Raw genomic sequence first — 25,071 nt, 5'->3', positions numbered from 1 at the left:
GTGTCTTTTTAATAAGCACAAAAAGCGAAAGTCGCTAACCACACATTTAAATCACTTAAAATAGGTGGATAATTATAGACCAGAAAAAGGAATTTGTCACATGCTGGTATGTAAAAGATGTTGTGGAGGCGTATAAAATCACCGAAATAATGATACAATTGATTTATTACGCAGATCAGCGATGAAGAATTTGGAAGCGTCATGCGAGTTTTAGGTATTGAAACATCTTGCGATGAAACCGGTATCGCAATTTACGATGATAAAGCCGGTCTATTAGCAAATCAACTTTATAGCCAAATTAAATTGCACGCCGATTATGGTGGTGTAGTTCCTGAGTTGGCTTCACGAGATCATATCCGTAAAACAGTGCCACTTATTCAAGCTGCGCTTAAAGAAGCCAATCTTACAGCAAAAGATATTGATGCGGTTGCTTATACTGCCGGTCCAGGTCTTGTCGGCGCATTGCTTGTTGGCGCAACAATTGGGCGCTCATTAGCATTTGCGTGGGATGTTCCTGCTATTCCTGTTCATCATATGGAAGGCCATTTATTAGCACCAATGCTTGAAGAAAAAACGCCCGAGTTTCCATTTGTGGCACTTCTGGTTTCTGGTGGTCATACACAGTTAATTAGTGTGACAGGAATTGGCGAATACACCTTATTAGGTGAATCTATTGATGATGCTGCTGGTGAGGCTTTTGATAAAACGGCAAAATTGTTGGGATTAGATTATCCTGGTGGCCCAGTATTATCGAAAATGGCGCAACAAGGTACAGAAGGCCGCTTTGTGTTTCCTCGCCCAATGACAGACAGACCAGGACTTGATTTTAGTTTCTCCGGTTTAAAAACCTTCGCAGCTAATACTATCCGTCAAAATGATGATACAGACCAAACGCGTGCGGATATTGCACGCGCGTTTGAAGATGCGGTTGTTGATACGTTAGCAATAAAATGTCGTCGAGCCTTAGAACAAACGGGTTTTAAGCGTTTAGTGATGGCCGGCGGAGTGAGTGCAAACCGTACATTACGAGCAAAAATGGAAGCTGTTATGAAGCAAATCGGTGGAGAAGTCTTTTATGCTCGCCCTGAGCTTTGTACAGATAATGGTGCAATGATTGCGTTGGCCGGTATGATCCGTTTTAAAGGCGGTACAGAAGGCCCATTAAGTGTGACAGTAAGACCACGTTGGCCTTTAGCTGAATTACCTGCGCTTGATAAGCAATAATTTATTTGAGTATTTAGACTCCATCTCTTTGTTAAAAAGCCACTTTTTTATAAGTGGCTTTTTGTTTTTGGGGATATTTGAATCGCAATGTAATTAATCTTCTTTTTCTTGCTCTTTAGCTTCTTGAATGATCTCTTTTTCTGTTTTTTCCGTTTTTTTCTTCAATTTTTGCCAAATTCGACTCTCTTGACCGCGCCATAAACGTTGAATATTGTCATGATGGCGGTAAAGTACAAGGCATGATAATAACGCAACGGGATAAGTGAATTCTGGTTTAAACCACCAAACATAAAAAGGGGCGAGTAATGCACTGATAATCGCGCCAAGTGATGAATAACCACTAAGTAATACGGTGAGTAACCATGTTCCAGCAATAAGGCCACTTAAATCCCAGCCAATCGCGGCAATGGCACCAAAGGCGGTTGCAACCCCTTTTCCCCCTTTAAAGTGGAAAAAAACAGGGTAGATATGCCCAAGACATGCGGCGATGGCAACAATGCCGAGGTAAAAAGGAGGCACATTTAAGTAATAGGCGAGCCAAACAGGGATCATCCCTTTTAGGACGTCACAGATAAGAACGGCTGCTGCGGCGACTTTTCCACCAATGCGTAGGACGTTGGTCGCTCCGGGATTGCCAGAGCCAAATTTTCTTGGATCAGGTAATCTTGCCAGTCGGCAAATCAATATCGCGCTGGAGATTGAGCCGCACAAGTAGGCGAAGATGATCATTCCAAGTGCGTTAGCACTCATTTGTATTCTCCAATGTTTATGTAAGTTCGTTAGGCATGTATGGATAATACGCATATTTCATCGGAAGTGGTATCCGATGAACAGAAAAAATAAGAGATGACGTGATGGATATCGTATTTATTGAGCAATTATCAGTAATAACCACAATCGGTGTTTATGATTGGGAAAAAACCATAAAACAAAAATTAGTGTTCGATATCGAAATGGAATGGGATAACAAACGCGCATCCCAAACTGATGATGTTGTTCATTGTTTAGATTATGCCAGTGTGAGCAATGCAATCATTGATTATGTAGAGAGTCGACGTTTTGAATTAGTTGAGCGTGTTGCGGAAGAAGTGGCACAGCTATTGATAACTCAATTTGCTGTACCTAAAGTAAAAATTAAATTAGCGAAGCCAGGAGCCGTTGCGCAAGCTACAAATGTGGGTGTGATTATTGAGCGTTGCGCTTAATTACTTGCTTTCTTGATTAAGTTGCGATTTCCATTTAATAATCGCAACTTCTCGCTGTTTTGTTAATGCTTCTCGTATTGCACTTCCTTTTAATCCACTTTCAATAATTGGCTTAATATCCACATTATTTGCAATAGTGAAAGCTTGGCAAAAAAATGTGCGTTGTGGATACACCAGATTTTCTAGCCCTAGACGTCCTCTGGCATCAGCTTCACTTACTATAGCTAATTGTTCAACGCGTTCAGGTTTTCTCCATGCATCAATAGCATCAAATAAGCGGATTATTTTAGAAGGGCGCATTCTATCAATACGGTGGATATGATCATGAAATCTTGCCGTTAAACGAGCTAAATCACGGATATGATTAGGAATACGATAGCGTTGGCACAAAGCTTCAACTAAAGGAACGCCCGCTGGACCATGTCCATGGTGATGTGGCCAATTCTCTGGAGGTGTTAATCCTTTTCCTAGATCATGACATAAGGCACTAAAGCGTACCGCAATATCATCTGTTAATTGACTGGCGATATTCAGTACCATCATGGCATGAATACCTGTATCGATTTCTGGGTGCCATTTTTCAGGAGCCGGTACACCAAATAAAGCATCAATTTCAGGAAAAAGAACGCTTAAAGCACCACATTGACGTAAAACGTCAAAATAGACTTGAGGAGCGGGACTCTCAAGAGCTTTTTCAGTCTCTTTCCAAACGCGTTCTGCAGTCAGTGCATTTAACTCGCCACTTTGTGCCATTGTCTTCATTAATTGCAGTGTTTCTGGTGCAACATTAAATCCTAAAGGTGCAAACCGTGCAGCAAAACGTGCAACCCGCAAAACTCTTAAAGGATCTTCTGAAAAGGCATCAGAGACGTGGCGAAGCAATCGTGCATTAATGTCATCTATACCATGGTAAGGGTCAATGTATTCACCATTTGTAGAATACGCAATGGCATTTATAGTGAGATCACGGCGTGCAAGATCGTCTTCTAATGTGACATCAGGAGCTGCATAACAAGTAAATCCCGTGTAACCTGATCCAGATTTTCGTTCCGTACGTGCAAGTGCATATTCTTCATGTGTATCAGGATGAAGAAAAACGGGAAAATCTTTACCTACTTGTTGATAGCCTTGTTGCAACAGCATTTGAGGTGTTGCACCTACAACGACCCAATCTCTGTCTTTTACTGGGATCTGTAATAGTTGGTCACGCACTGCGCCACCAACAAGATATATTTTCACGGGATCTCTATTCCTTTGTGTGGATCTTAATTCATCCAACGATCATTGCGTTTACGACGACGAGGAATAATATGTGGAAGGATCAGACCAAAGATAAGACCTGCACCAGCCACTCCACCACCATACATAAACCACTGTAAGATAATATCGCGTTGTCTATCATCTAATTGTTGATTAGCAAAATCGAGTTTTTTCTCTGCGACAGCGAGCTTTGTTCTCATTTGTTCATTTTCTTTTTTCAAGCCATTGATGATGTCATCGCTGTTTGAAACTTTATTTTGCATATCAATGGTGCGTTGGTTCCAGCTTTGGTCGATATTCGCCAATTTATCACGCAGTGTTTGGATCTCTTTTTCCATAGCAGGAATACGAGTACGCATACTTGGCTGTGTGCTAAGTTGGTTTTCTGGTAACCAAACGGTACGATCTTTATCGTCTTTAATCTGTACATAACCCGTTGCTGCATTACGAGAAAGTACAGTCACAGTTGAGCCCGAATTTAAAGAGCCAACAATTCGATACTGATTTCCAGGTCCACTGTGTACATAAGTGGATAATTCATCGGAAACATAACGAGTTTCTGCGTGTGAGCTCAGAGAAACGCCTAAGCCAAGTAAGGAAAGAAAAAGTAAGGGTAATTTTCGCATTATGTTTTCAACTTTTTTATCTATACAAGAGAATATTTTTACTGATACTAAAGAGTAAAGTTTGCGTAAGCAAATAGTAAACCAGAATGAGAACACTCTTAACTGGTAGAATATAGGGATAATCTGCCTTTTATTCATTATTGTTATTAGGCTATCACTTGCAAAATGAAAATGCGTCAAATATTTTACTAATCAATTGATTTACTTAAGGGAAATAGAATGAGCCAATTAGAAACTGAACTCAAAATGAGTGCCATACCTGCCGCTATTCCTCATATTATTCAGCGCATTCTGAGCCTACCTCATCAGCACTCTGCACCCAAAAAGCTGACTAATCTTTACTTTGAGACGACAGATAATCAAATTCGTCGTTGGAATATGGGGCTGCGTATTCGTGGTGTTGATGAACGTTATGAAATGACAATTAAAACAGCGGGTAAAGTCGTTGCAGGTTTGCATCAACGTCCAGAATATAACGTGGAATTAGCACAGCCCAAACTAGAGCTGGCCCGCTTTCCTGCAGAAATCTGGCCTGAAAATACCGATCTTGCTCAATTAGAAACGCAACTTGATGTGCTGTTTAATACTGATTTTTATCGCGAAATCTGGCTGGTGGATTTTCAAGATAGCCAAATTGAAGTGGTGTTAGATAAAGGTGCTATTCGCACTCATCAATATGAGTTGCCGATTGAAGAGTTCGAGTTAGAACTTAAAAAAGGTCATGTATCAGATGTTATCGCATTAGCGGCTTATTTGGGGGAAAAGGGGGGATTACGTCTTGCTTCTCGCAGTAAAGCAGCTAGAGGTTATTATCTGGCGAAAGATAAACCAGATTTATCGTTAAGTGTGGTAAATCTTTCTCCGAGTGACACAACCGCTCAGCAACTCACAAAATGGTTAAGTGCAATACAAGCATTAGAAGAAGCTATCTTTGCTAACCCAACACCACCGACAATTACTATGCCTGCAATGTTGGCGTTATTTTCAGATTGGTGTAAAAAACAGTCTGATTTACCTGAATCTATGCAACAGTCGCTCAATGGCATTTCGCCGTTAACATTTACAACAGCAACCGACTATTATCATGTTTTATGGTTGAACTTTAAGTTATCTTCTATGGCGTGGTTACTATCTATTGCTTAATTTCCTGACAACTTGAGAGTCTATTTATGTCTGTTATCGGTGTATTTCAACAATTGTGGAATAAAGCACAGTGCGGGTTCTCTTCTCAATTAAATGCGCTAGCGCCTTTTAATCAACAAGAGCAACAGTTTTTTGCTTTTAGCCCTTTTGCAACAGAGCATTTACGTGTTAATCCTCAATGGTTGATTGATATCAGGCAAAATCCACCAACCTGTATTGAATGGCAGAGTTACGAGTCTCAATTAACGGCAAAATTAGCCAATATTGATAATGAAGATGATGTGATGAGGATTTTACGCCAATTTCGTCATCAACAATTAGTGCGTATTGCATGGCTACAATTTTTTCAATTAGGCGATATTCCTTGTGTGCTAAAACATTTGAGCGTATTGGCTGAAACATTAATTTGTGTCGCGAAAGATACGCTTTATCAGCAGTGTTGCCAACAATGGGGTACACCTTGTGATAATGAGGGAAAACCCCAGCCATTACTGATTTTAGGAATGGGAAAATTAGGTGGATTTGAACTTAACTTTTCTTCTGATATCGATTTGATTTTTGCCTATCCTGAAAATGGATTTACACAGGGTGGACGCCGAGAATTAGATAATGCACAGTTTTTTACTCGCTTAGGCCAAAAGCTTATTAAGGCTTTGGATCAGCACACCATTGATGGTTTTGTCTATCGTGTAGATATGCGACTACGCCCTTTTGGCGAAAGTGGGCCTTTGGTCATGAGCTTTGCCGCTCTGGAAGATTACTATCAAGAGCAAGGGCGTGATTGGGAACGCTATGCGATGATCAAAGCGCGTGTTTTAGGTGCAGAGAAGAAAGAGTATTGCCAAGTTTTACGACAAATGTTGCGTCCTTTTGTTTACCGTCGTTATATTGATTTTAGTGTTATTCAATCACTTAGAAATATGAAATCCATGATAAGTCGAGAAGTTCGTCGTCGTGGCATGATTGATAATATAAAATTAGGCTCTGGTGGTATTCGTGAAATTGAATTTATTACTCAGGTGTTCCAGCTAATTCGTGGGGGAAGAGAGCCTGAGTTACAAAGTAATTCATTGTTAACAGTACTCAATGTCATCACTAAACTTGAGTTATTAACGTCACAAGAAACGGCTCAACTCTCTGAAAGTTATCTTTTCCTTCGTCGATTAGAAAATTTACTGCAATCTATTGACGATCAACAAACTCAAACCTTACCTGAAAATGAAGAAGATAAAGCACGGTTAACTGTTGCAATGGGATTTGAGGATTGGGAAACGCTTTATCAAGAAATTAATCACAAGATGCAGGCTGTTTCTGTGATTTTCACGCAATTAATTGGTGAAGAAGATGAAAATGATGATGAAGATGATATCTCTGAATTTAAGCGTCTTTGGTTACTTGGACGCTTACCTGAAACGTCGTCATTATTTCATGAAACATTAACCATTGAGGTGCTTGAGGCAATAAATCAGACGTTGCAGAATTTTCGCCAAGATATTGGCAAGCGAACAATAGGACCGAGAGGACGCGATGTTCTTGATACCTTAATGCCAAAACTATTGGCTAAAATTTGTCAGCAACCTCAAACATTAGTCACGTTAAAACGGATCACTCCGTTGCTATTAAGCATTGTAAGTCGCACAACGTATTTGGAGTTGATGCAAGAGTCGGATGAAGTTTTAACCCATGTTATACGACTCTGTGCAGCATCTCCGATGATCGCGGAACAATTAGCACTTCACCCTTTGTTATTAGATGAATTACTCGATCCTAATTCACTCTATCAACCGCTACCGTTAGATGCTTATCGTGATGAATTACGTCAATATTTATTACGTGTACCAGAAGAAGATGAAGAACAGCGATTAGAAGCATTACGCCAGTTTAAGCAAGCTCAATTACTGCGTATCGCCGCTGAAGATATTACTGGGGTATTGCCAGTGATGAAGGTTAGCGATCACTTAACCTATTTAGCTGAAGCTATTATTCATGCTGTTGTTCATCAGGCTTGGTCATATATGGTGAAACGTTATGGTGAGCCTGAACATTTAGCTCATCGTGATGGATTGGGCTTTGCGGTGATTGGATACGGTAAATTGGGAGGATGGGAGTTAGGATATAGCTCTGATTTGGACTTGGTTTTTTTATTGGATTGTCCAATAAATACGCTCACAACTGGGGCAAAACAGATCGATGCTCGCCAATTTTATCTGCGTTTAGCACAGCGTATTATCCATTTGTTTAGTACCAGAACATCTTCTGGCGTGTTGTATGAAGTCGATGCGCGTTTACGCCCTTCGGGTGAGTCGGGTATGTTGGTGAGTACTATTCAAGCTTTTGATGAATATCAGAAAAATGAAGCTTGGACTTGGGAGCATCAAGCTTTAATTCGCGCTCGAATGATTTATGGTGATGATGAATTACAACAGATGTTTTCACGTATTCGTCATGAAACGCTGTGTCTTTCTCGTGATGCTACTGTATTACAAAATGAAGTCCGCGATATGCGTAAAAAAATGGTGCAACACCTTGCACCAACACAAGCGGACAAGTTTGATTTAAAAACCTCATCTGGTGGTATTACCGATATTGAATTTATCGCGCAATATTTAGTATTGCGTTTTTCTCATCAATACCCTGTTTTAACTCGTTGGTCTGATAATGTGCGTATTTTTGAGCTAATGGCAAAGCATCAAGTGATGGATGAAGATGAAGCTCTCGCTTTAACACATGCTTATGTCACATTGCGTAATGAATTGCATCATCTGGCGTTACAAGCATTGCCTGCCATTGTGGATAATCATTGTTTTATCGCAGAGCGAGAGTGTGTATTAAAAAGCAAACTGAAGTGGCTTGGTGAACAAGAGTAATAGTTTGTTGGCATGAAGTCTTTATGTGTATCTCTTTTTGCCTAACAAGTTATGGTATTATTTCGGCTTATTTTGAAAATAAATGTGGAGTATGGGATGAAAGTAACGCTGCCGGATTTTAATAAGGCCAATGTGTTGGTTGTCGGTGACGTCATGTTAGATCGCTATTGGTATGGACCAACAAGTCGAATTTCACCAGAAGCCCCAGTGCCAGTGGTTAAGGTCGATACCACAGAAGAGCGACCAGGTGGTGCAGCAAACGTTGCAATGAATATTGCGTCTCTTGGTGCTAATTCGCGTTTAGTGGGTTTAACAGGTATTGATGAAGCCGCAAAAGCATTGAGTAATACATTAAATCAGGTCAATGTGCGTTGTGATTTTGTCTCTGTTGCGACACACCCAACAATCACAAAATTACGTGTTCTTTCTCGTAATCAGCAATTAATTCGTCTTGATTTTGAAGAAGGGTTTAGCAACGTTGATCCTCAACCTATTTATGAACGTATTCAGCAAGCATTACCTTCTATTGGCGCATTGGTTTTATCAGATTATGCCAAAGGGGCGCTTTCTCATGTTCAAGAGATGATCCAACTGGCGAAAAAAGCGGGTGTACCTGTATTAATCGATCCTAAGGGATCAGATTTTGAGCGTTATCGTGGTGCGACACTATTAACGCCAAATATGTCTGAATTTGAACAAGTGGTTGGTGCCTGTAAAACCGATGAAGAGCTGGTAGAAAAAGGAACTCAATTAGTTCGAGATTTAGATCTTGAAGCGTTGTTGATCACTCGTTCAGAACGCGGAATGAGTTTACTTCGAGCAAATGAAGCACCATTGCATTTACCAACTCAAGCACAAGAAGTCTATGACGTTACTGGGGCTGGTGATACGGTAATTGGTGTATTGGCAACCTCTTTAGCTGCTGGCAAACCTTTAAGTGAAGCCTGTTTCCTTGCTAACGCAGCAGCTGGCGTTGTTGTCGGTAAATTAGGAACATCAACAGTGTCACCTATTGAGCTTGAAAATGCTATTCGTGGCCGTTCTGACAACGGTTTTGGTATCATGGAAGAAGAGCAATTAAAACAAGCCGTCGAATTAGCGCGTCAGCGCGGTGAGCGTATTGTTATGACGAATGGTTGTTTTGATATTCTGCATGCTGGTCATGTTAGCTATTTAGCAAATGCACGCAAATTAGGTGATCGTTTGATTGTTGCTGTAAATAGCGATGCTTCAACGAAGCGTTTAAAAGGTGAAACTCGTCCTGTTAATCCATTAGAGCAACGTATGACCGTGCTCGGCGCTTTAGGTGCAGTAGACTGGGTTGTTGCATTTGAAGAAGATACCCCGCAGCGTTTAATTGCTTCTGTATTACCAGATATCTTAGTTAAAGGTGGTGATTATAAGCCTGAAGATATTGCTGGTAGCAAAGAAGTTTGGGCCGCAGGTGGTGAAGTAAAAGTGCTGAATTTTGAAGACGGCATTTCTACAACAAATATTATTAATGCGATTAAAAAGAAATAATTAAGCGCCTTTATTAAGTTTAAAAAGCACTCTACGGGGTGCTTTTTTGCTATGGTGATTATTTGTTATTTTTTAATATTATTTATTAATAACTATTGCTCTCGTTTTAAATGATACTCAACAATATAATCTTGGGTATTTCTATACATTATTGAATAGTTTATATAATCACCATGGGTGCTGTATGATAATGTGCTGAGTCTTAATATTGGTATGTTATTCTCTATTTTTAATAATTGACAAATATTGTTTTCTGGCATTATAGGATGAAATGTCTCGTAACTTCCTGCTATTTTTATTTGGCAAATATTTTCAATAAAATCAAATTTAGAACCTTCTAAATGTGTTAATGTTAAATTACCAAAATATTTAACAGGCATATAACTATCTTCAACAATAAGTGGTTTATTATCAACGTAACGTATTCGCCTTGAATAAAAAATACGTTCATTTGAATTAATTCGTAGTTTACTGGCGATAGATAAAGGACAGGGAATAACACTAAACTCTATAACTTCACTTCTTACATTGTGGCCTGTATTTGCCATTAATTCGACAAAACCTTTTAAGCTTGCATTTTCATGATGAACATCTTTCTCTTTAATATAAGTTCCTGAGCCTTGTTTTCGTTCTAATAAACCTGCGATAACCAGTAAGTCTATTGCTTTACGGATAGTCATTCTTGAAACATCATATTGTTCTGCTAATAACTTTTCAGACGGTAATGTGTCACCAATTTGATATCCAGCCGAATTTATTTGAATTCTTAGGCTTTTTGCAATGTCTTTATAGATCACTTTTATACCTCTTTTTATTCTAAAAAACGGCTTTCTATATTTAGAATATCTGAGTCTAATCTTTTGATATATAGAAAAATAATTTATAGGTTGAAAATGTGAACGTTATCAAGAAATAAAAAGTGATCTGCTTTTTTACTAAAAGATAGATCACTTTGCTTAAAAGATTAATATGAATCAGATCACGAATACCTCATTTCTAGTGAGAGAATAAAGAGAAAAGAATCTAATCTAAATTTACAGAATAAAAATAAATTAAATAGCATGTTATCTCAGTAGCAGTAAATAAGAGGATATTTTTATGCTCAGTCAAATACAAAGATTTGGTGGAGCCATGTTTACCCCTGTCCTGCTATTTCCTTTTGCAGGTATTGTTGTAGGCATTGCAATTCTATTACAGAATCCATTATTTATTAGTGAAGATTTATTAAGACCCGATAGTTTATTTTCTCAAATTGTTCATATTATTGAAGAGGGAGGATGGACTGTTTTTCGTAATATGCCTCTTATTTTTGCAATTGGTTTACCCATAGGTTTAGCAAAAACAGCACAAGCAAGAGCCTGCCTTGCTGTTATGGTGAGTTTTCTCACTTGGAATTATTTTATTAATGCAATGGGGATTGTTTGGGGCAATTATTTTGGTGTGGACTTTACAAATGAAGTCGGTGGAAATAGTGGCCTTACCATGATTGCAGGTATTAAAACATTAGATACCAGTATTATTGGTGCAATTATTATTGCTGGTATTGTAACAGGTATACACAATCGTTATTTCGAGAAACAGCTTCCTGTATTTCTAGGTATATTTCAAGGTACATCCTATGTTGTATTAATTAGTTTTTTTGTCATGTTGCCCTTAGCATGGCTAACGTTATTTTTCTGGCCTAAAGTGCAAATTGGTATTCAATCTTTGCAAGTATTTATGGTTGAATCAGGCTCTTTGGGTGTTTGGATATATACTTTTCTTGAGCGTATTTTAATTCCTACTGGTTTACACCATTTTATTTACGGACCTTTTATTTTTGGCCCAGCAGTCACTGAACATGGTATTCAAGTTGATTGGGCTCAAAATATGCAATATTTCAGCCAAAGCACTCAATCTTTAAAAGAGTTATTTCCTGAAGGTGGCTTTGCGCTACATGGTAATAGCAAGGTCTTTGGTTCTATTGGTATAGCGTTGGCTCTCTATTTTACTGCTGCACCTAAAAATAGAGCCAAAATTGCAGGTTTACTTATACCTTCTGCATTGACCGCGGTATTTGTGGGAATAACAGAGCCTTTAGAGTTTACATTCTTATTTATCTCACCGTTATTGTTTGCGATTCATGCCGTGTTAGCCGCCACATTAGCGACAACGCTTTATCACTTTGGCGTTGTTGGAAATATGGGTGGGGGGATCATCGATAATTTCCTTCCTATGAATTGGATCCCAATGTTCCATAACCATTACGGAATGATTATCACACAAATAGTCATAGGTTTAATTTTTACGATGATTTGGTTTGTGGTGTTTAGAACATTAATTATAAAACTTAATTTAAAAACACCAGGCCGAGAAGAAGATGACGAAGAGATAAAACTTTATAGCAAACAAGATTATAAAAATAAAAAATCACAAAATTCAGATAGTGCAAAAACAGCAAAAGAAGACCGCAAACTTGCATTGCCTAAAGGTATTCTCGAAGGCTTGGGGGGAAGCAGAAATATCAAATCCTTAAATAACTGTGCAACACGTTTACGTATTGAAGTAATAGATAACGAGATAGTTGAAACGGATGCTTATTTTAAAGGGCTCGGTGTACATGGTGTAGTGCGTAAAGGTCATGCATTACAAATTATTATCGGGCTACACGTTTCTCAAGTGAGAGACAAGATTGAACAACTAATGAAAGACGATTCACAAAATATCACCTTGTCGGAGGCTATATAATGAAGAAGTTCTCAGTCGTAATTGCAGGTGGCGGTAGTACATTTACACCCGGTATTATTTTGATGCTACTGGAGAATTTAAAACGTTTTCCACTAAGAGCCATCAAATTTTATGACAACGATGCCGAGCGGCAAGAAATCATTGCTAAAGCGTGTGAAATAATTCTGACTGAAAAAGCACCTGAAATTGAGTTTTGCTATACCACAGATCCTAAGACTGCCTTTACGGATGTTGATTTTGTTATGGCACATATCCGTGTTGGTAAATATCCAATGCGTGAAAAAGATGAAAAAATTCCTTTGCGTCATGGTGTATTAGGACAAGAAACTTGTGGGCCTGGTGGTATTGCTTATGGTATGCGCTCTATTGGTGGTGTTTTAGAATTAGTTGAATATATGGAAAAATATTCACCAAATGCTTGGATGCTAAATTATTCTAACCCTGCGGCTATTGTCGCTGAAGCTACTCGTCGTTTAAAACCTAATGCGAAGATCTTAAATATTTGCGATATGCCAATTGGCATTGAGTCACGTATGGCGCAAATTGCAGGATTAAAATCACGCAAAGAGATGCGGGTTCGTTACTACGGTTTAAATCACTTTGGCTGGTGGACTCAGGTTGAAGATCTGCAGGGTAATGATTTATTGCCTGTTATTCGTAAACATGTTGCTGAACATGGATATATTCCAAAAGTGGCTGGTGAGCCGGTTGAAGCGAGTTGGAATGATACATTCGGTAAAGCAAAAGATGTCTGGGCGTTAGATCCATCAACAATGCCAAACACTTACTTGAAATATTATTTATTTCCAGATTATGTCGTTGCGCATTCTGATCCTCATCATACTCGTGCAAATGAAGTGATGGAGCACAGAGAAAAGAATGTATTTAGCGCTTGTCGTGCCATTACGAGTGCGGGTAAATCATCAGCAGGGCATCTTGAGATTGATGAGCACGCTTCTTACATTGTTGATCTGGCAACTGCTATTGCGTTTAATACTCAAGAAAGAATGTTATTGATCGTTCCTAACAATGGTTCAATTATAAACTTTGATCCAGAGGCAATGGTTGAGATCCCTTGTATTGTTGGAAGTCATGGGCCAGAGCCTTTAGTTATGGGTAAAATTCCATTATTCCAAAAAGGGATGATGAGCCAACAAGTTGCAGTTGAAAAATTAGTGGTAGAAGCATGGATTGAAAAATCATATTTGAAACTTTGGCAGGCGATTACGATGTCTAAAACAGTCCCTAGTGCGACTGTTGCAAAAGCAATTTTAGATGATTTAATTGAAGCGAATAAAGAGTATTGGCCAGAATTAAAATAGTTGCTAATAAGTATAGTGAGTAGATAAAAAATAACCCTGTGTCTTTGTGAGATACAGGGTTTTTGCTTTATGACTTAAATAAGCAATAAAGTAATAGATTAAGCTTTATTTTCTGCTTGAGTTTCTACCACAATTTCAACGTCTTCAACTTGGATAACTTCAGCTTGAGGTTTTGCTTGCAGACCCGCTTCTAGCTCATTTAAACGTTGTTCTAAACGATTAAGTTTTTCACGAGTACGCAATAAGACTTGAGTTTGTACATCAAACTCTTCGCGATTGACTAAATCCAATTTGTTTAATTGAGATTGCAGAACAGTGCGGATTTTTTTATCGATATCATCACCAAAATCTTTAATGCCTTGTGGCAGTACGTTTTGGATTTGGCGCGCAACTTGTTCAAGTTTTTTCGGGTCCAACATGGGAAATCCTCACAAATAAAATAGAAAGCTGAGGCTAAGTGTAATATGAGGACAGAGGGAATAAAACCAGATATCAAGATTATTGTTATTTTTTATTATAAATCGTTAAATAACCGTATGTCATAAAATGATTATGTGATGAAACAAAGATTGTCACCGATTGATGATTGCCTCTTATAATTTTAAAGCGTATAGTTTCACCGTTAATCTCAGGGCGGGGTGAAAGTCCCCACCGGCGGTAGATACCTAAATAGTTAGGTAAAGCCCGCGAGCGCTTTGTATTGCTATTGTAGTGCAAAGGTCAGCAGATCCAGTGTAATTCTGGAGCCGACAGTTAAAGTCTGGATGGGAGAGAATAAAATAGCATCAGTAGGATCATTGTATCCATTCCTGTTGTTTCTGCTTGTGTTTTTACTAAGCAGAGATCCACTCCTAAGACTGCCCTGATTCTGGTAACTTTCATTAATTATTGAGGTTTTTTTACCATGAATCAGACGCTACTTTCCGAATTCGGTAATCCATTTGAGCGTGTTGAACTTGCTCTAGAAGCCCTGCGTGCGGGTAAAGGCGTGATGGTGCTCGACGACGAGGATCGCGAGAATGAAGGCGATATGGTTTTCGCCGCAGAAACGATGACTACAGAACAAATGGCGATGTCTATTCGTCATGGTAGTGGTATTGTTTGTTTATGCATTACAGAAGAACGTCGCCAACAACTTGATTTGCCTATGATGGTGGAAAATAACACCAGTCATTTCCATACGGCATTTACAGTAACAATTGAAGCAGCACAAGGTGTAACAACAGGTGTTTCAGCATCTGATCGTTTAACTACGGTACGTGCGGCGGCGGCTGACAATGCAAAACCAAGTGATTTAAACCGCCCTGGTCACGTATTTCCATTACGTGCGCAACCTGGTGGTGTGTTAACGCGAGGTGGACACACTGAGGCGTCGATTGATTTGGCAACTTTAGCCGGTTTTAAACCTGTTGCAGTGTTATGTGAATTAACAAATGATGATGGCACAATGGCAAGAGCACCAGAAGTGATCACTTTTGCTAAAAAGCACAATATGCCGGTATTAACGATTGAAGATTTAGTGGCTTATCGTCTTCGTAAGGAGAAAAAAGCTGGCTGAAATTAACATGTTATAAGCGACACTGAAAACACACACACTTATATCAAGCCACTTAAGGAAACTTAGGTGGCTTTTTTCATATTTTTTGAATAACTATTTCATACTTCTTTGACTATATTTCAAGTAAGAAGGCAGTATGCTTATATGATAAGAACACTTGCCATAGAGGTGGTTATGGAAACAAAAATGATGCCAGCACTGTTTATTGGGCATGGTAGTCCAATGAATGTATTAGAAGATAATACATATACTCGCCTCTGGTCAGAATTGGGGGAAACGCTTCCTCAACCTAAAGCGATTTTAGTGATTTCAGCCCATTGGTATACTGATGGAACTTATGTAACGGCAATGTCGCAACCAAAGACAATTCATGATTTTTACGGGTTTCCACCAGAATTGTATGCAATAGAATACCCAGCTCGAGGCTCGATAAGTTTAGCTGCGCTGATTGAAGATCTGATTGATCCGATTAAATTAAAACTCGATATGGATCAATGGGGATTAGATCATGGCAGTTGGGGAATACTTGAAAAAATGTATCCCAACGCAAATATTCCAGTTGTTCAGTTAAGCATTGATGCACGTCAATCGGCACAATGGCACTATAAATTAGGGCAAAAGCTGGTTGAATTGCGTAAAGAAGGTGTCTTAATTATTGGTAGCGGTAATATTGTTCATAACTTAAGAATGATGGATTGGCAAAATAGCGATGCAGCGCCTTATCCTTGGGCACTTTCGTTTAGTGAAGCAATAGAAAGTAGCTTGCAAAGTGACAAAGAGCCAACTGATTTATTTACGATTTTATCAACGGAAGAAGGGCGATTGTCCCATCCAACCGCAGAGCATTTTTTACCTGCGTTATACCTATTAGGTTTAAAACAAGAAGGTGAAAAAGTGACATTACTGAATAATGATATTGTCAATAAATCGCTCAGCATGATGACATTTCAAATTGGATAAAATCATCCAATAAAACCAGTTTATAAAATTTAAAGGTCAAATTCGTTTTTATAGAATTTGACCTTTTTTATATTAAATATAACGTATCGACACATTATATTTCCCTTATTGTTGTTCTTTCCAATTTTTTATATAGATATAATAAATACATTTAACCTTTTGTTTATATTGATTTTATTTTTATTTAAATAAATCTCTGATAAGCTTCATTACTATTCAATGAATACTTTTTATATTTCATTAAATAAATCGATATTGAAATAGATAATCAGAAATATGTTGTTATGACGAAATCTATAACCGTTGTAGCAAAGAATAAGTTAAGAACAGTTGATATCTATCGTGTGTGTTAAATCTGAGATCCATACTGCGATTGTATCTGCTATGGATATGATTATTTCTGGAATATAGCCATATATTGAAATCATAAAATGAGCAGATTTTTGCAATAAAAAACACCTTATTGCTTATAAACAATAAGGTGCTCAATATAATTTTAAGATTTTTATTAATCTAAAATAATATGTGGATAGAAGCGGGAGAGATCTTGAGTGATAAGCTCTCTATCTTCTCTAATGCAAATACCTGCGGATTGGTCGTTAACCAACCAGCTACCAATTAATGTATAGCTATCACCGAATTTTGGTAGTGGATGGAAATCTTGAACAATAAAGCCTTCTTCACCGTAAGGCCCATCTGCAACAGCAATATCTTTGCCATTTTCAACAATGCGAATATTTGCACCTTCGCGTGAAAACAGTGGCTTGATAACATAACGTGATAATGAATCAGGCGCTTTACCATCATAAAAATAAGCAGGTAGCAGATTTGGGTGGTTAGGGAACATCTCCCAAAGCATTGGCAGTAATGCTTTATTCGAGATAATGCTCTTCCAAGAAGGTTCTAACCAACGAATGCCCGCATCAGCCAGTTTAGTTGAGAAGTCTTCGCGGAACATAAATTCCCAAGGATAAAGCTTAAACATATTGCTGATTATCTGATCTTGCAGATCAGTTAACTCACCACGTTCACCTAAACCCAGATCTTCAATAAAGACAAAGTCAGTTGTGACTTCTGCTTCTTCAGCACAATCTTGTAAATATTGAACGGTACCACGATCTTCTTCGGTATCTTGGCAACAAGACATATGCAAATAACGCATTCCGTATTGATCACGAAGTTCTGCGAATCGATCAATTAACTTCTCTTGAATGCTATTAAATTGATCGGCATTTTGTGGTAAACGACCAGCATTGATTTGATCTTCAAGCCAGATCCATTGAAAAAAAGCAGATTCATACAGTGAAGTTGGCGTATCTGCATTATTTTCTAACAGTTTTGCCGGACTTTTACCGTCATAGGCTAAATCAAGACGTGAATAGAGTGAAGGTTGAGACGATTTCCATGAATCACGGACAAAATCCCAACAGTGACGTGGGATTTGAAAACGAGTCAGCAACTCTTCGCTATTAGCCACTTTATCAGCGACTTGTAAGCACATCTGATGCAACTCTTCTGTCGTTTCTTCTAACGTTTCAACCTCTTCCATTGAGAATTGATAATAAGCATCTTCAGACCAATAAGGCTCGCCATACATTGTATGAAAGTTAAAGCCAAATTCAGTTGCTTTTTCACGCCAATCCGGGCGTTCAATGATATTTTCGCGTTTCATGGTTTTAATTAACCACCTGAACGATAAGAAGATGAACCGGTTGAGCTACGGTTATTATTTGTAGCATTGGTACGTTGAGCGGCTGCTTGTCTTGACACCGTATTACCAAAGCCACCACGTGTTATTGTTGAGGTTGTTGATGGTTTTGGTGTCATGGCTGTTTTTGGTACGTTCATTTGACGCCCACCAACCGCAGGACCATAGTTACGGCCTGTTGCATCTACAAATTTACCATTTGCAGGGCTTGTTGGATTACGTGAACTAAATAGCGGTTGTGCTGGTGCACCGCCACCCATTAGGCGACCCATCATATAACCCGCCATTAATGGCATAAAAAAGCTACCACCGGAGTTAGCTTGAGCCATTTGTGAGCTGTCTGGGTTTAAATTATTAGCATTTTCAGTACTCACAGCTTGTCCATCAATCGATGCTGTTTGTGTACATTGTGCATCACCGAATTCAGCTACACAGTCTTCTAATGTTGCATATTTAGGGGCTGTACGCTGTGCTTCTTGCAATGCTGTGCGATAAGAGTCCTCGCACTGTGCCGCTTGTGAAGGATTCGCTTGAGCACATTCTTGTGCATTCATATACAGTGAAACTGTCTCATCGCTCTCTTCACATCCTGAAAGCGCGAATACAGCAGTGATGGCGATTGCAACAGGCGCCAGACGATAAGGACGAAATGCTTTACGGAAAGCATCTCGATTAATCGATTTGGTACGTTTCATTGGCATATTGATAAGATCCATAAAAAGTAAAACGTTCAAAATAAAAGCTAGGATAGGTTAAATAGTCTAGAAAATAAATAAGAAACGCCTAATCATCAGGGATAACCAGAAATTTGTGATCTTTATAAGGTTAAGTGTAATGAAATTAGGTGAATCTTCTTTTTTTAACCTAATTGTGATTAAGCTATTTGTTAATACAAGAATATAAATATTGTTAAGATCTTAATTTAAGCCATAACATAATATTTTATGTGAAGAAGAAGCATAAAAAAAACCGCTTATCAGTTTATCGCTGAAAGCGGTTTTTTATAAGTGACTTAATGCTTAATTCACGATCACGGCGCAACGTTAAGAGAAGGGCTTGTTAACGAGCGAATAATACTATCTGGTGAAGTAGAAACTTCTGCGCCCAGTGTATTATTTAACTTAATTAAGTCATTTTCGTTTAATGTGCCACGGGCATATTCAATATTTAATTGGTTAATTAAATAGTCATAACGCGCGTTGGATAATTTTTGTTTTGCATCATAAAGTGTTGTTGTGGCGTTTAACACATCAACAATAGTACGAGTACCCACTTGATAACCCGCTTCTGTTGCATCTAATGAACTTTGTGCAGAAACCACAACTTGTTGATACGCTTTAATGCTGCTGATTGATGCAGAGATATTGTTATAAGAAGAGCGAGCAATTTGGACAATAGAACGATAAACCGATTCTAATTGTTCGCTTGCACTAGTAAAACCATATTGTGCTTGTTCAACTTGTGAGCTTGTTCTGCCACCTGTATACAGAGGAATGCTAACGGACAGACCAATACTATTTTGGCCACTATAGTTATTGCTATGAGTTGCTAATGCGTCAGCTCTATGGTCGTGACTATGGCTATTGGATACACCAGTTGATGCATTTAAATCTACGGTTGGTAAGTGACCAGATTGTGCTAAACGGATATTCTCGCGCGCTAAATCTTGGCCCAAACGTGCACTTAATAAACTTAAGTTACGCTCTTCAGCATCTTTTAGCAGTTTCTCAATAGAGTCTGGTGAAGTGGTTGAAAAACGACCAATGTTTAATGAGGCAAGATTAATGTAATAGATACCACTTACTTGGCGCAGTTTTTCTAATGCGTTATCTAATTGGTTACGGCCAGCGACTTCTTGTGCCAGTACGCTATCGTAATTTGCCCGCGCATTTTGTACGTCAGTAATAGCCACTAAACCTACGTTAAAACGTTGAGTTGTTTGATCTAATTGACGGTAAACTTGTTCTTTTTGCGCTTCAATAAATGATAATGAATCGATCGCACGCAAAACGTCAAAGTAAGCGGTCGCGGTGTCTAAAATCAGCTTTTGTTGACTTGTTTGGTAGGTTACATCGCTCATACCCGCAGTTTTTTCTTGAATGTTTAATTGGCGCCATAAAGCCATGTTAAACACACTTTGAGTCAGCGTTAAATTTGCACCAATAGAGTTGGATTCGGTATCTCTTGCATCACGATAGCCGCTTTTATAATCTGCAGATGCACCTAATCCTAATTGTGGTAATAATGAGCCACGAGCTTCATTAATTTTTTCAAAAGCTTGATTTCGTTCAGCTAATGACTTGCGTAACTCAGGGTTACTGTCCTTTGCTTTTTGATAAACTTGAAGCAGATCCTCAGCCTGACTTGCAGTGCTGAATCCTGCCAAACTCATCGTGATCAAAAGAGAGAGCAGTTTTTTCATTTTAATTCCTTGTTGCAACAGTTTCGCTGAGTTGCCTCTGTTAATCTTGATTGGGGATAATTCTAGCAGATTGTTTCCCTAAGTAGGGGTAGCCATTTGTGCCATATCCTTTTATTTTAGATTAACTTTACATGAATTGTTGGCAAATATCTTTAAATCTGTATTAAACGTAAGCAATAAAAAGACTCTTAAATGTAACTTAAGGAACATTGTATGAAGAAAAGGGAAAATACACCATTTTTATATGGTCGTGAAGATGTGAAATTGCTCAATCAAAAAGATCTATACAAAGGCTTTTTTCGCATGACCGAATATCGCTTTAAACATCGCCTTTTTGAAGGTGGATGGAGTGAAGAGGTTAAACGTGAGGTTTTTGAACGAGGCAATGCGGGTGTTTTGCTTGCTTACGATCCCAAACGTGATGAAGTGGTATTAATTGAGCAAATTCGTATTCCTGCGTATGAAACCAGCGAGACACCCTGGTTGTTAGAAGTGGTTGCAGGTATGGTTGAACACGGAGAAAGTCCAGAAGATGTTGTTAGACGTGAAGCCCAAGAAGAAGCTGGTGTGATTGTTGGGCGATGTGAACCTATTGTGAGTTATCTTTCTAGCCCCGGTGGCACGAGCGAAAGAATGTATGTTTATGTCGGTGAAGTTGATGCAACAACCGCAAAAGGTATTCATGGGTTAGCGTGTGAAAATGAAGATATTCGTGTTCATGTTGTTAGCAGAGAACAAGCTTATCGTTGGGTTGAAGAGGGCATTATTGATAATGCTGCATCCGTTATTGCACTCCAATGGTTACAACTTCATCACCTTGAGTTAAGAAAGCGTTGGTCAGTAATTTAAGATATTAATCAATCTTTAAAGGGTGTTTTTAATAATATTATCAAGTAGAGTAACTATCTCTAAGTATACGATATCAAATGAATTAAATTGTAAAAAGAAGTGAAAAAAACGTGATTGAAAGCGAGAATATTTCTCACTAATCTTTTGAAATGTGTATTGGTTGGCAGATCTTTACTACAAAAATACGTTAACATAACGGCTAATGAGAGTGAAACAAGGAAACCTTTTGGAAAGCCAGCTTGAATTATCGGTGAAACACAAAAGCACCGTAAGAATATTACAAATTACAGACACCCACCTCTTTGCTAATGTGGAAGACACTTTGCTGGGTATAAATACCTATCGTAGCTACCATGCGGTATTAAATGCGATCAGAGAGCAAGGGCTTGATGTTGACTTGATTGTTGCGACAGGTGATTTAGTTCAAGATCAAACCGTTGAAGCTTATCAGCATTTTGTTGATGGTGTTGCGACACTAACACCTCCTTGTGTTTGGTTGCCGGGTAATCATGACTATCAACCTGCGATGATTGATGCTTTAAATCAGGCAGGAATTTTGTCAGCTAAACAAGTGTTGATTGGTAATAATTGGCAAATGCTGTTACTAGATAGCCAAATTCAAGGCGTTCCTCATGGTGAGTTATCAGATTGTCAGTTAGATTGGCTAACACGTTGTCTCGAAAGTCAAAAACACAGAGATACGGTTATCTTGTTGCATCATCATCCTATGCCTTCAGGGTGTACATGGTTAGATCAACACAGTTTAAGAAATTCTCAAGAATTGGCTGAGCGTTTAAGAGAGCACTCTCAAGTAAAAATGATGCTTTGTGGGCACATTCATCAAGAAATGGATGAGATGTGGAATGGTATTCGTTTATTGGCGACGCCTTCTACGTGCATTCAGTTTCGTCCTCATTGTACAAATTTTACATTAGATACTGTTTCTCCGGGTTGGCGCTATTTGGAAATGTCACTTTCATCTGATGAGAAGGGCAAAATTGAAACACAAGTTTACCGTTTAGCGGGTACTGAATTTTGCCCTGATCTTGATGCGGATGGCTATTAAGTTATGCCTCGTATTCTTTATTTACATGGTTTTAATAGCTCACCTAAATCAGCAAAAGCACAGGCTTTTCGCCAATGGCTTGAAACAACACATCCTGAAATTGAATTGTTAGTACCTCAATTGCCACCTTATCCTCAAGAAGCTGCTCAGCTAATTGAATCGTTAGCTAAAGAGAGAGCTGATGACAAGCTTGGATTAATTGGCTCATCATTAGGTGGCTATTTATCTATTTGGTTATCTCAACGTTTTCATTTACCCGCTGTGGTTGTTAATCCTGCGATACGCCCTTTCGATCTTTTGCAAGATTTCTTGGGTGAGAACGAAAATCCGTATACACATCAAAGATATAAACTAGAACCTCATCATATGGATGAGTTACTTGCTTTGCGTATTCCCACAATCACATCACCAGAACTTATTTGGTTGCTTCAACAAACTGGAGATGAAATACTTGATTATCGCCAAGCTGTCTCATATCTTGGCGCGTGTAGGCAAACCATAGAATCGGATGGAAACCATGCTTTTGTGGGTTTTGAACGTTTTTTTCCGAAAATTATTCAATTTTTAAAGATAATTTAGCCTTTCGGTTGATTAACCTGTAAAACGTAGGTTGATGTATCTATCCGAAAATTAATATCATATTGCCGCCAACACCTGTTATTATAAACAGTATTTTTCTAACAGCGAACCGCAGATTAAAACAATGACTCAATCAAGTTATAACGCAAAGGATATTGAGGTTCTTAATGGTCTAGAGCCTGTACGTCGCCGTCCAGGGATGTATACAGATACAACAAGACCGAACCATTTGGCACAGGAAGTGATAGATAATAGCGTGGACGAGGCGCTTGCGGGACACGCATCGAAGGTCGATGTCATTTTATATGCAGATCAATCTATCGAAGTTATCGATAATGGGCGAGGAATGCCTGTCGATATTCACCCGGAACTTAAGGTTTCAGCTATCGAGTTAATCCTTGCTCACCTCCACGCCGGAGGAAAATTCTCTAATAAAAACTATCAATTTTCTGGCGGGTTGCATGGTGTGGGGATCTCGGTTGTTAACGCCCTCTCAAAACGTATTGAAGTAACTGTTCGTCGTGATGGTAAAATTTACCAAATAGCCTTTGAAAATGGCGATAAAGTTGAAGAGTTGCATGAGATTGGCACCTGTGCAAAACGAGACACAGGAACGAGTGTGCATTTTTGGCCTGATGGGACTTATTTTGATGTTCCTCGTTTTTCTTCTAAAAGCTTATCTCATGTATTAAAAGCTAAAGCGGTATTGTGCCCGGGCGTGAATGTTTCTTTTGTCGATAAAGTAAACAACACCCAAGAAAATTGGTGTTACGCTGATGGTTTAACCGATTATTTAAGTGAAGCTGTTGCTGAATTTGTTCGCCTTCCTGAAGAGCCTTTTACAGGTAAATTTGAAGGAGATAATGAAGCCGTTGAATGGTCTATGTTATGGCTACCTGAAGGTGGCGATCTACTCACTGAAAGCTATGTTAACTTAATTCCGACAGTTCAAGGTGGTACACACGTAAATGGTTTACGCCAAGGTGTGTTAGATGCAATGCGTGAATTTTGTGAATTCCGTAATTTACTACCAAGAGGCCTTAAGTTAACCGCTGATGATACATGGGAGCGTTGTGCTTATGTATTATCAGTGAAAATGCAAGATCCCCAATTTGCAGGGCAAACCAAAGAGCGACTCTCTTCAAGACAGACGAGTGCGTTTGTTGCAAATGCAGTAAAAAATGCTTTTAGCTTATGGCTAAATCAAAACGTTCAAGTCGGTGAATTACTTGCTGAAATGGCAATTAGTAGCGCTCAACGTCGTATGCGAGCAGCTAAAAAAGTGGTGAGAAAGAAACTCACTTCAGGGCCAGCATTGCCGGGTAAATTGGCTGATTGTACTTCTCAAGATTTACGTTACACCGAGCTATTTTTGGTTGAAGGGGACTCTGCAGGAGGCTCTGCTAAACAAGCTCGAGATCGTGAATATCAAGCGATTATGCCTTTGCGCGGTAAGATCCTAAATACATGGGAAGTCTCTTCAGATGAAGTGTTAGCGTCACAAGAAGTCCATGATATTTCGGTAGCAATTGGTATGGATCCTGATAGCGATGATTTAAGCCAACTGCGTTACGGTAAAATTTGTATTCTTGCGGATGCGGACTCGGATGGTTTACATATCGCAACTTTATTGTGTGCTTTATTTGTGCGCCATTTCCCGGCTCTTGTTAAGGAAGGGCATGTTTATATGGCGATGCCACCACTTTACCGTATCGACTTAGGTAAAGAAGTTCATTATGCCCTTGATGAATCAGAAAAAAATGCCATTTTACAACGTTTAAGTCGTAAAAAAGGAAAGCCTAACGTACAGCGCTTTAAAGGTTTGGGGGAGATGAATCCTCTTCAACTGCGTGAAACAACGCTTGATCCTAATACGCGTCGTTTAGTGCAATTGGTGATTGATGATGAAAATTATCAAGAAACCTTAGGCATGATGGATATGTTGTTAGCGAAGAAACGCTCTGAAGATCGCCGAAATTGGTTACAAGAGAAGGGCGATGAAGTTGACATCGAAGTGTAATGGATACCACAAGA

At 38.8% G+C, this 25,071-nt stretch carries 21 protein-coding genes and 1 riboswitch; of the genes, 13 read left to right on the top strand and 8 right to left on the bottom strand.

Annotated features, from left to right (window positions below; all coding sequences use genetic code 11):
- Positions 1-201 precede the first annotated feature (201 nt).
- Positions 202-1,224 (top strand): tRNA (adenosine(37)-N6)-threonylcarbamoyltransferase complex transferase subunit TsaD, encoded by a 1,023-nt coding sequence (gene tsaD / locus QSH13_RS12650; protein ID WP_109396238.1) that lies wholly within the window; start codon positions 202-204, stop codon positions 1,222-1,224.
- A gap of 93 nt (positions 1,225-1,317) precedes the next feature.
- Here the strand turns inward: tsaD and plsY are convergent, their stop codons facing one another.
- A complete protein-coding gene (gene plsY / locus QSH13_RS12645; protein WP_006536028.1) occupies positions 1,318-1,974 on the bottom strand; it encodes a glycerol-3-phosphate 1-O-acyltransferase PlsY in 657 nt (218 codons plus the stop codon).
- Between the two features lie 104 nt (positions 1,975-2,078).
- Here plsY and folB point away from each other — a divergent pair, with 104 nt between their 5' ends.
- Positions 2,079-2,429 carry a bifunctional dihydroneopterin aldolase/7,8-dihydroneopterin epimerase gene (folB, locus tag QSH13_RS12640; RefSeq protein ID WP_109396237.1) on the top strand — a complete coding sequence of 117 codons (351 nt, stop codon included), beginning with the start codon at positions 2,079-2,081 and terminating at the stop codon, positions 2,427-2,429.
- On the opposite strand, the gene QSH13_RS12635 is transcribed toward folB, so the two are convergent.
- A complete protein-coding gene (locus tag QSH13_RS12635; protein ID WP_109396236.1) occupies positions 2,430-3,668 on the bottom strand; it encodes a multifunctional CCA addition/repair protein in 1,239 nt (412 codons plus the stop codon).
- A gap of 26 nt (positions 3,669-3,694) precedes the next feature.
- Positions 3,695-4,315: a TIGR04211 family SH3 domain-containing protein gene (locus QSH13_RS12630; protein ID WP_109396235.1), complete on the bottom strand. Its 621-nt coding sequence runs from the start codon at positions 4,313-4,315 to the stop codon at positions 3,695-3,697.
- 219 nt (positions 4,316-4,534) lie between these two features.
- Here QSH13_RS12630 and QSH13_RS12625 point away from each other — a divergent pair, with 219 nt between their 5' ends.
- From QSH13_RS12625 to hldE, 3 genes are all read left to right on the top strand, one after another.
- Positions 4,535-5,458, top strand: a complete 924-nt coding sequence (locus QSH13_RS12625; protein WP_109406921.1) for a CYTH domain-containing protein — start codon at positions 4,535-4,537, stop codon at positions 5,456-5,458.
- A 26-nt stretch (positions 5,459-5,484) separates the two neighbouring features.
- The gene (gene glnE / locus QSH13_RS12620; RefSeq protein WP_286039233.1) at positions 5,485-8,325 is read left to right on the top strand and encodes a bifunctional [glutamate--ammonia ligase]-adenylyl-L-tyrosine phosphorylase/[glutamate--ammonia-ligase] adenylyltransferase; all 2,841 of its coding nucleotides are present in this window, start codon (positions 5,485-5,487) and stop codon (positions 8,323-8,325) included.
- A gap of 96 nt (positions 8,326-8,421) precedes the next feature.
- A complete protein-coding gene (gene hldE, locus QSH13_RS12615; RefSeq protein ID WP_109396232.1) occupies positions 8,422-9,846 on the top strand; it encodes a bifunctional D-glycero-beta-D-manno-heptose-7-phosphate kinase/D-glycero-beta-D-manno-heptose 1-phosphate adenylyltransferase HldE in 1,425 nt (474 codons plus the stop codon).
- Between the two features lie 92 nt (positions 9,847-9,938).
- Here hldE and QSH13_RS12610 read toward each other — a convergent pair whose 3' ends face one another.
- Entirely contained in the window at positions 9,939-10,643 is a 705-nt protein-coding gene (locus QSH13_RS12610; protein ID WP_109396231.1) for a GntR family transcriptional regulator, read from the bottom strand.
- Between the two features lie 301 nt (positions 10,644-10,944).
- On the opposite strand from QSH13_RS12610, the gene QSH13_RS12605 reads away from it, so the two are divergent.
- Positions 10,945-12,573, top strand: a complete 1,629-nt coding sequence (locus tag QSH13_RS12605) for an alpha-glucoside-specific PTS transporter subunit IIBC (protein WP_286039232.1) — start codon at positions 10,945-10,947, stop codon at positions 12,571-12,573.
- Positions 12,573-13,895, top strand: coding sequence for a 6-phospho-alpha-glucosidase (locus tag QSH13_RS12600; RefSeq protein WP_185901226.1), 1,323 nt, complete (start codon positions 12,573-12,575; stop codon positions 13,893-13,895). Before QSH13_RS12605 ends, QSH13_RS12600 begins: the two co-directional genes overlap by 1 nt.
- Before the next feature lie 98 nt (positions 13,896-13,993).
- Here QSH13_RS12600 and ubiK read toward each other — a convergent pair whose 3' ends face one another.
- Positions 13,994-14,314 carry a ubiquinone biosynthesis accessory factor UbiK gene (gene ubiK / locus QSH13_RS12595; RefSeq protein ID WP_286039231.1) on the bottom strand — a complete coding sequence of 107 codons (321 nt, stop codon included), beginning with the start codon at positions 14,312-14,314 and terminating at the stop codon, positions 13,994-13,996.
- Positions 14,315-14,515: 201 nt separating this feature from the next.
- Positions 14,516-14,675, top strand: a riboswitch (FMN riboswitch).
- A 124-nt stretch (positions 14,676-14,799) separates the two neighbouring features.
- Here ubiK and ribB point away from each other — a divergent pair.
- Together ribB and ygiD are read left to right on the top strand one after the other, a co-directional pair.
- The gene (ribB, locus tag QSH13_RS12590; RefSeq protein WP_109396227.1) at positions 14,800-15,453 is read left to right on the top strand and encodes a 3,4-dihydroxy-2-butanone-4-phosphate synthase; all 654 of its coding nucleotides are present in this window, start codon (positions 14,800-14,802) and stop codon (positions 15,451-15,453) included.
- Between the two features lie 174 nt (positions 15,454-15,627).
- Entirely contained in the window at positions 15,628-16,413 is a 786-nt protein-coding gene (gene ygiD / locus QSH13_RS12585) for a 4,5-DOPA-extradiol-dioxygenase (RefSeq protein WP_109396226.1), read from the top strand.
- Positions 16,414-16,921: 508 nt separating this feature from the next.
- Here ygiD and QSH13_RS12580 read toward each other — a convergent pair.
- The 3 genes from QSH13_RS12580 to tolC all read right to left on the bottom strand — a co-directional run bounded on the left by QSH13_RS12580 (position 16,922) and on the right by tolC (position 20,543).
- On the bottom strand, positions 16,922-18,085 hold the full coding sequence (locus QSH13_RS12580; RefSeq protein ID WP_100158799.1) for a glutathionylspermidine synthase family protein: 1,164 nt from the start codon (positions 18,083-18,085) through the stop codon (positions 16,922-16,924).
- Positions 18,086-18,093: 8 nt separating this feature from the next.
- On the bottom strand, positions 18,094-18,822 hold the full coding sequence (locus QSH13_RS12575; RefSeq protein WP_072064305.1) for a DUF1190 family protein: 729 nt from the start codon (positions 18,820-18,822) through the stop codon (positions 18,094-18,096).
- A 329-nt stretch (positions 18,823-19,151) separates the two neighbouring features.
- Positions 19,152-20,543: an outer membrane channel protein TolC gene (gene tolC / locus QSH13_RS12570; RefSeq protein ID WP_286039230.1), complete on the bottom strand. Its 1,392-nt coding sequence runs from the start codon at positions 20,541-20,543 to the stop codon at positions 19,152-19,154.
- A gap of 213 nt (positions 20,544-20,756) precedes the next feature.
- Here tolC and nudF point away from each other — a divergent pair, with 213 nt between their 5' ends.
- The 4 genes from nudF to parE all read left to right on the top strand — a co-directional run bounded on the left by nudF (position 20,757) and on the right by parE (position 25,057).
- Entirely contained in the window at positions 20,757-21,392 is a 636-nt protein-coding gene (gene nudF, locus QSH13_RS12565; protein ID WP_109396224.1) for an ADP-ribose diphosphatase, read from the top strand.
- Between the two features lie 226 nt (positions 21,393-21,618).
- Positions 21,619-22,458, top strand: a complete 840-nt coding sequence (gene cpdA / locus QSH13_RS12560; protein WP_109396223.1) for a 3',5'-cyclic-AMP phosphodiesterase — start codon at positions 21,619-21,621, stop codon at positions 22,456-22,458.
- 3 nt (positions 22,459-22,461) lie between these two features.
- Positions 22,462-23,037: an esterase YqiA gene (yqiA, locus tag QSH13_RS12555; RefSeq protein ID WP_109406927.1), complete on the top strand. Its 576-nt coding sequence runs from the start codon at positions 22,462-22,464 to the stop codon at positions 23,035-23,037.
- A 124-nt stretch (positions 23,038-23,161) separates the two neighbouring features.
- Positions 23,162-25,057 (top strand): DNA topoisomerase IV subunit B, encoded by a 1,896-nt coding sequence (parE, locus tag QSH13_RS12550; protein ID WP_109396221.1) that lies wholly within the window; start codon positions 23,162-23,164, stop codon positions 25,055-25,057.
- The last annotated feature ends 14 nt before the right edge of the window (positions 25,058-25,071 follow it).

The organism is Proteus faecis (genome assembly GCF_030286765.1).
Taxonomy (GTDB): Bacteria; Pseudomonadota; Gammaproteobacteria; order Enterobacterales; family Enterobacteriaceae; genus Proteus; species Proteus faecis.
This window is presented reverse-complemented; position numbering and strand designations above follow the sequence as displayed.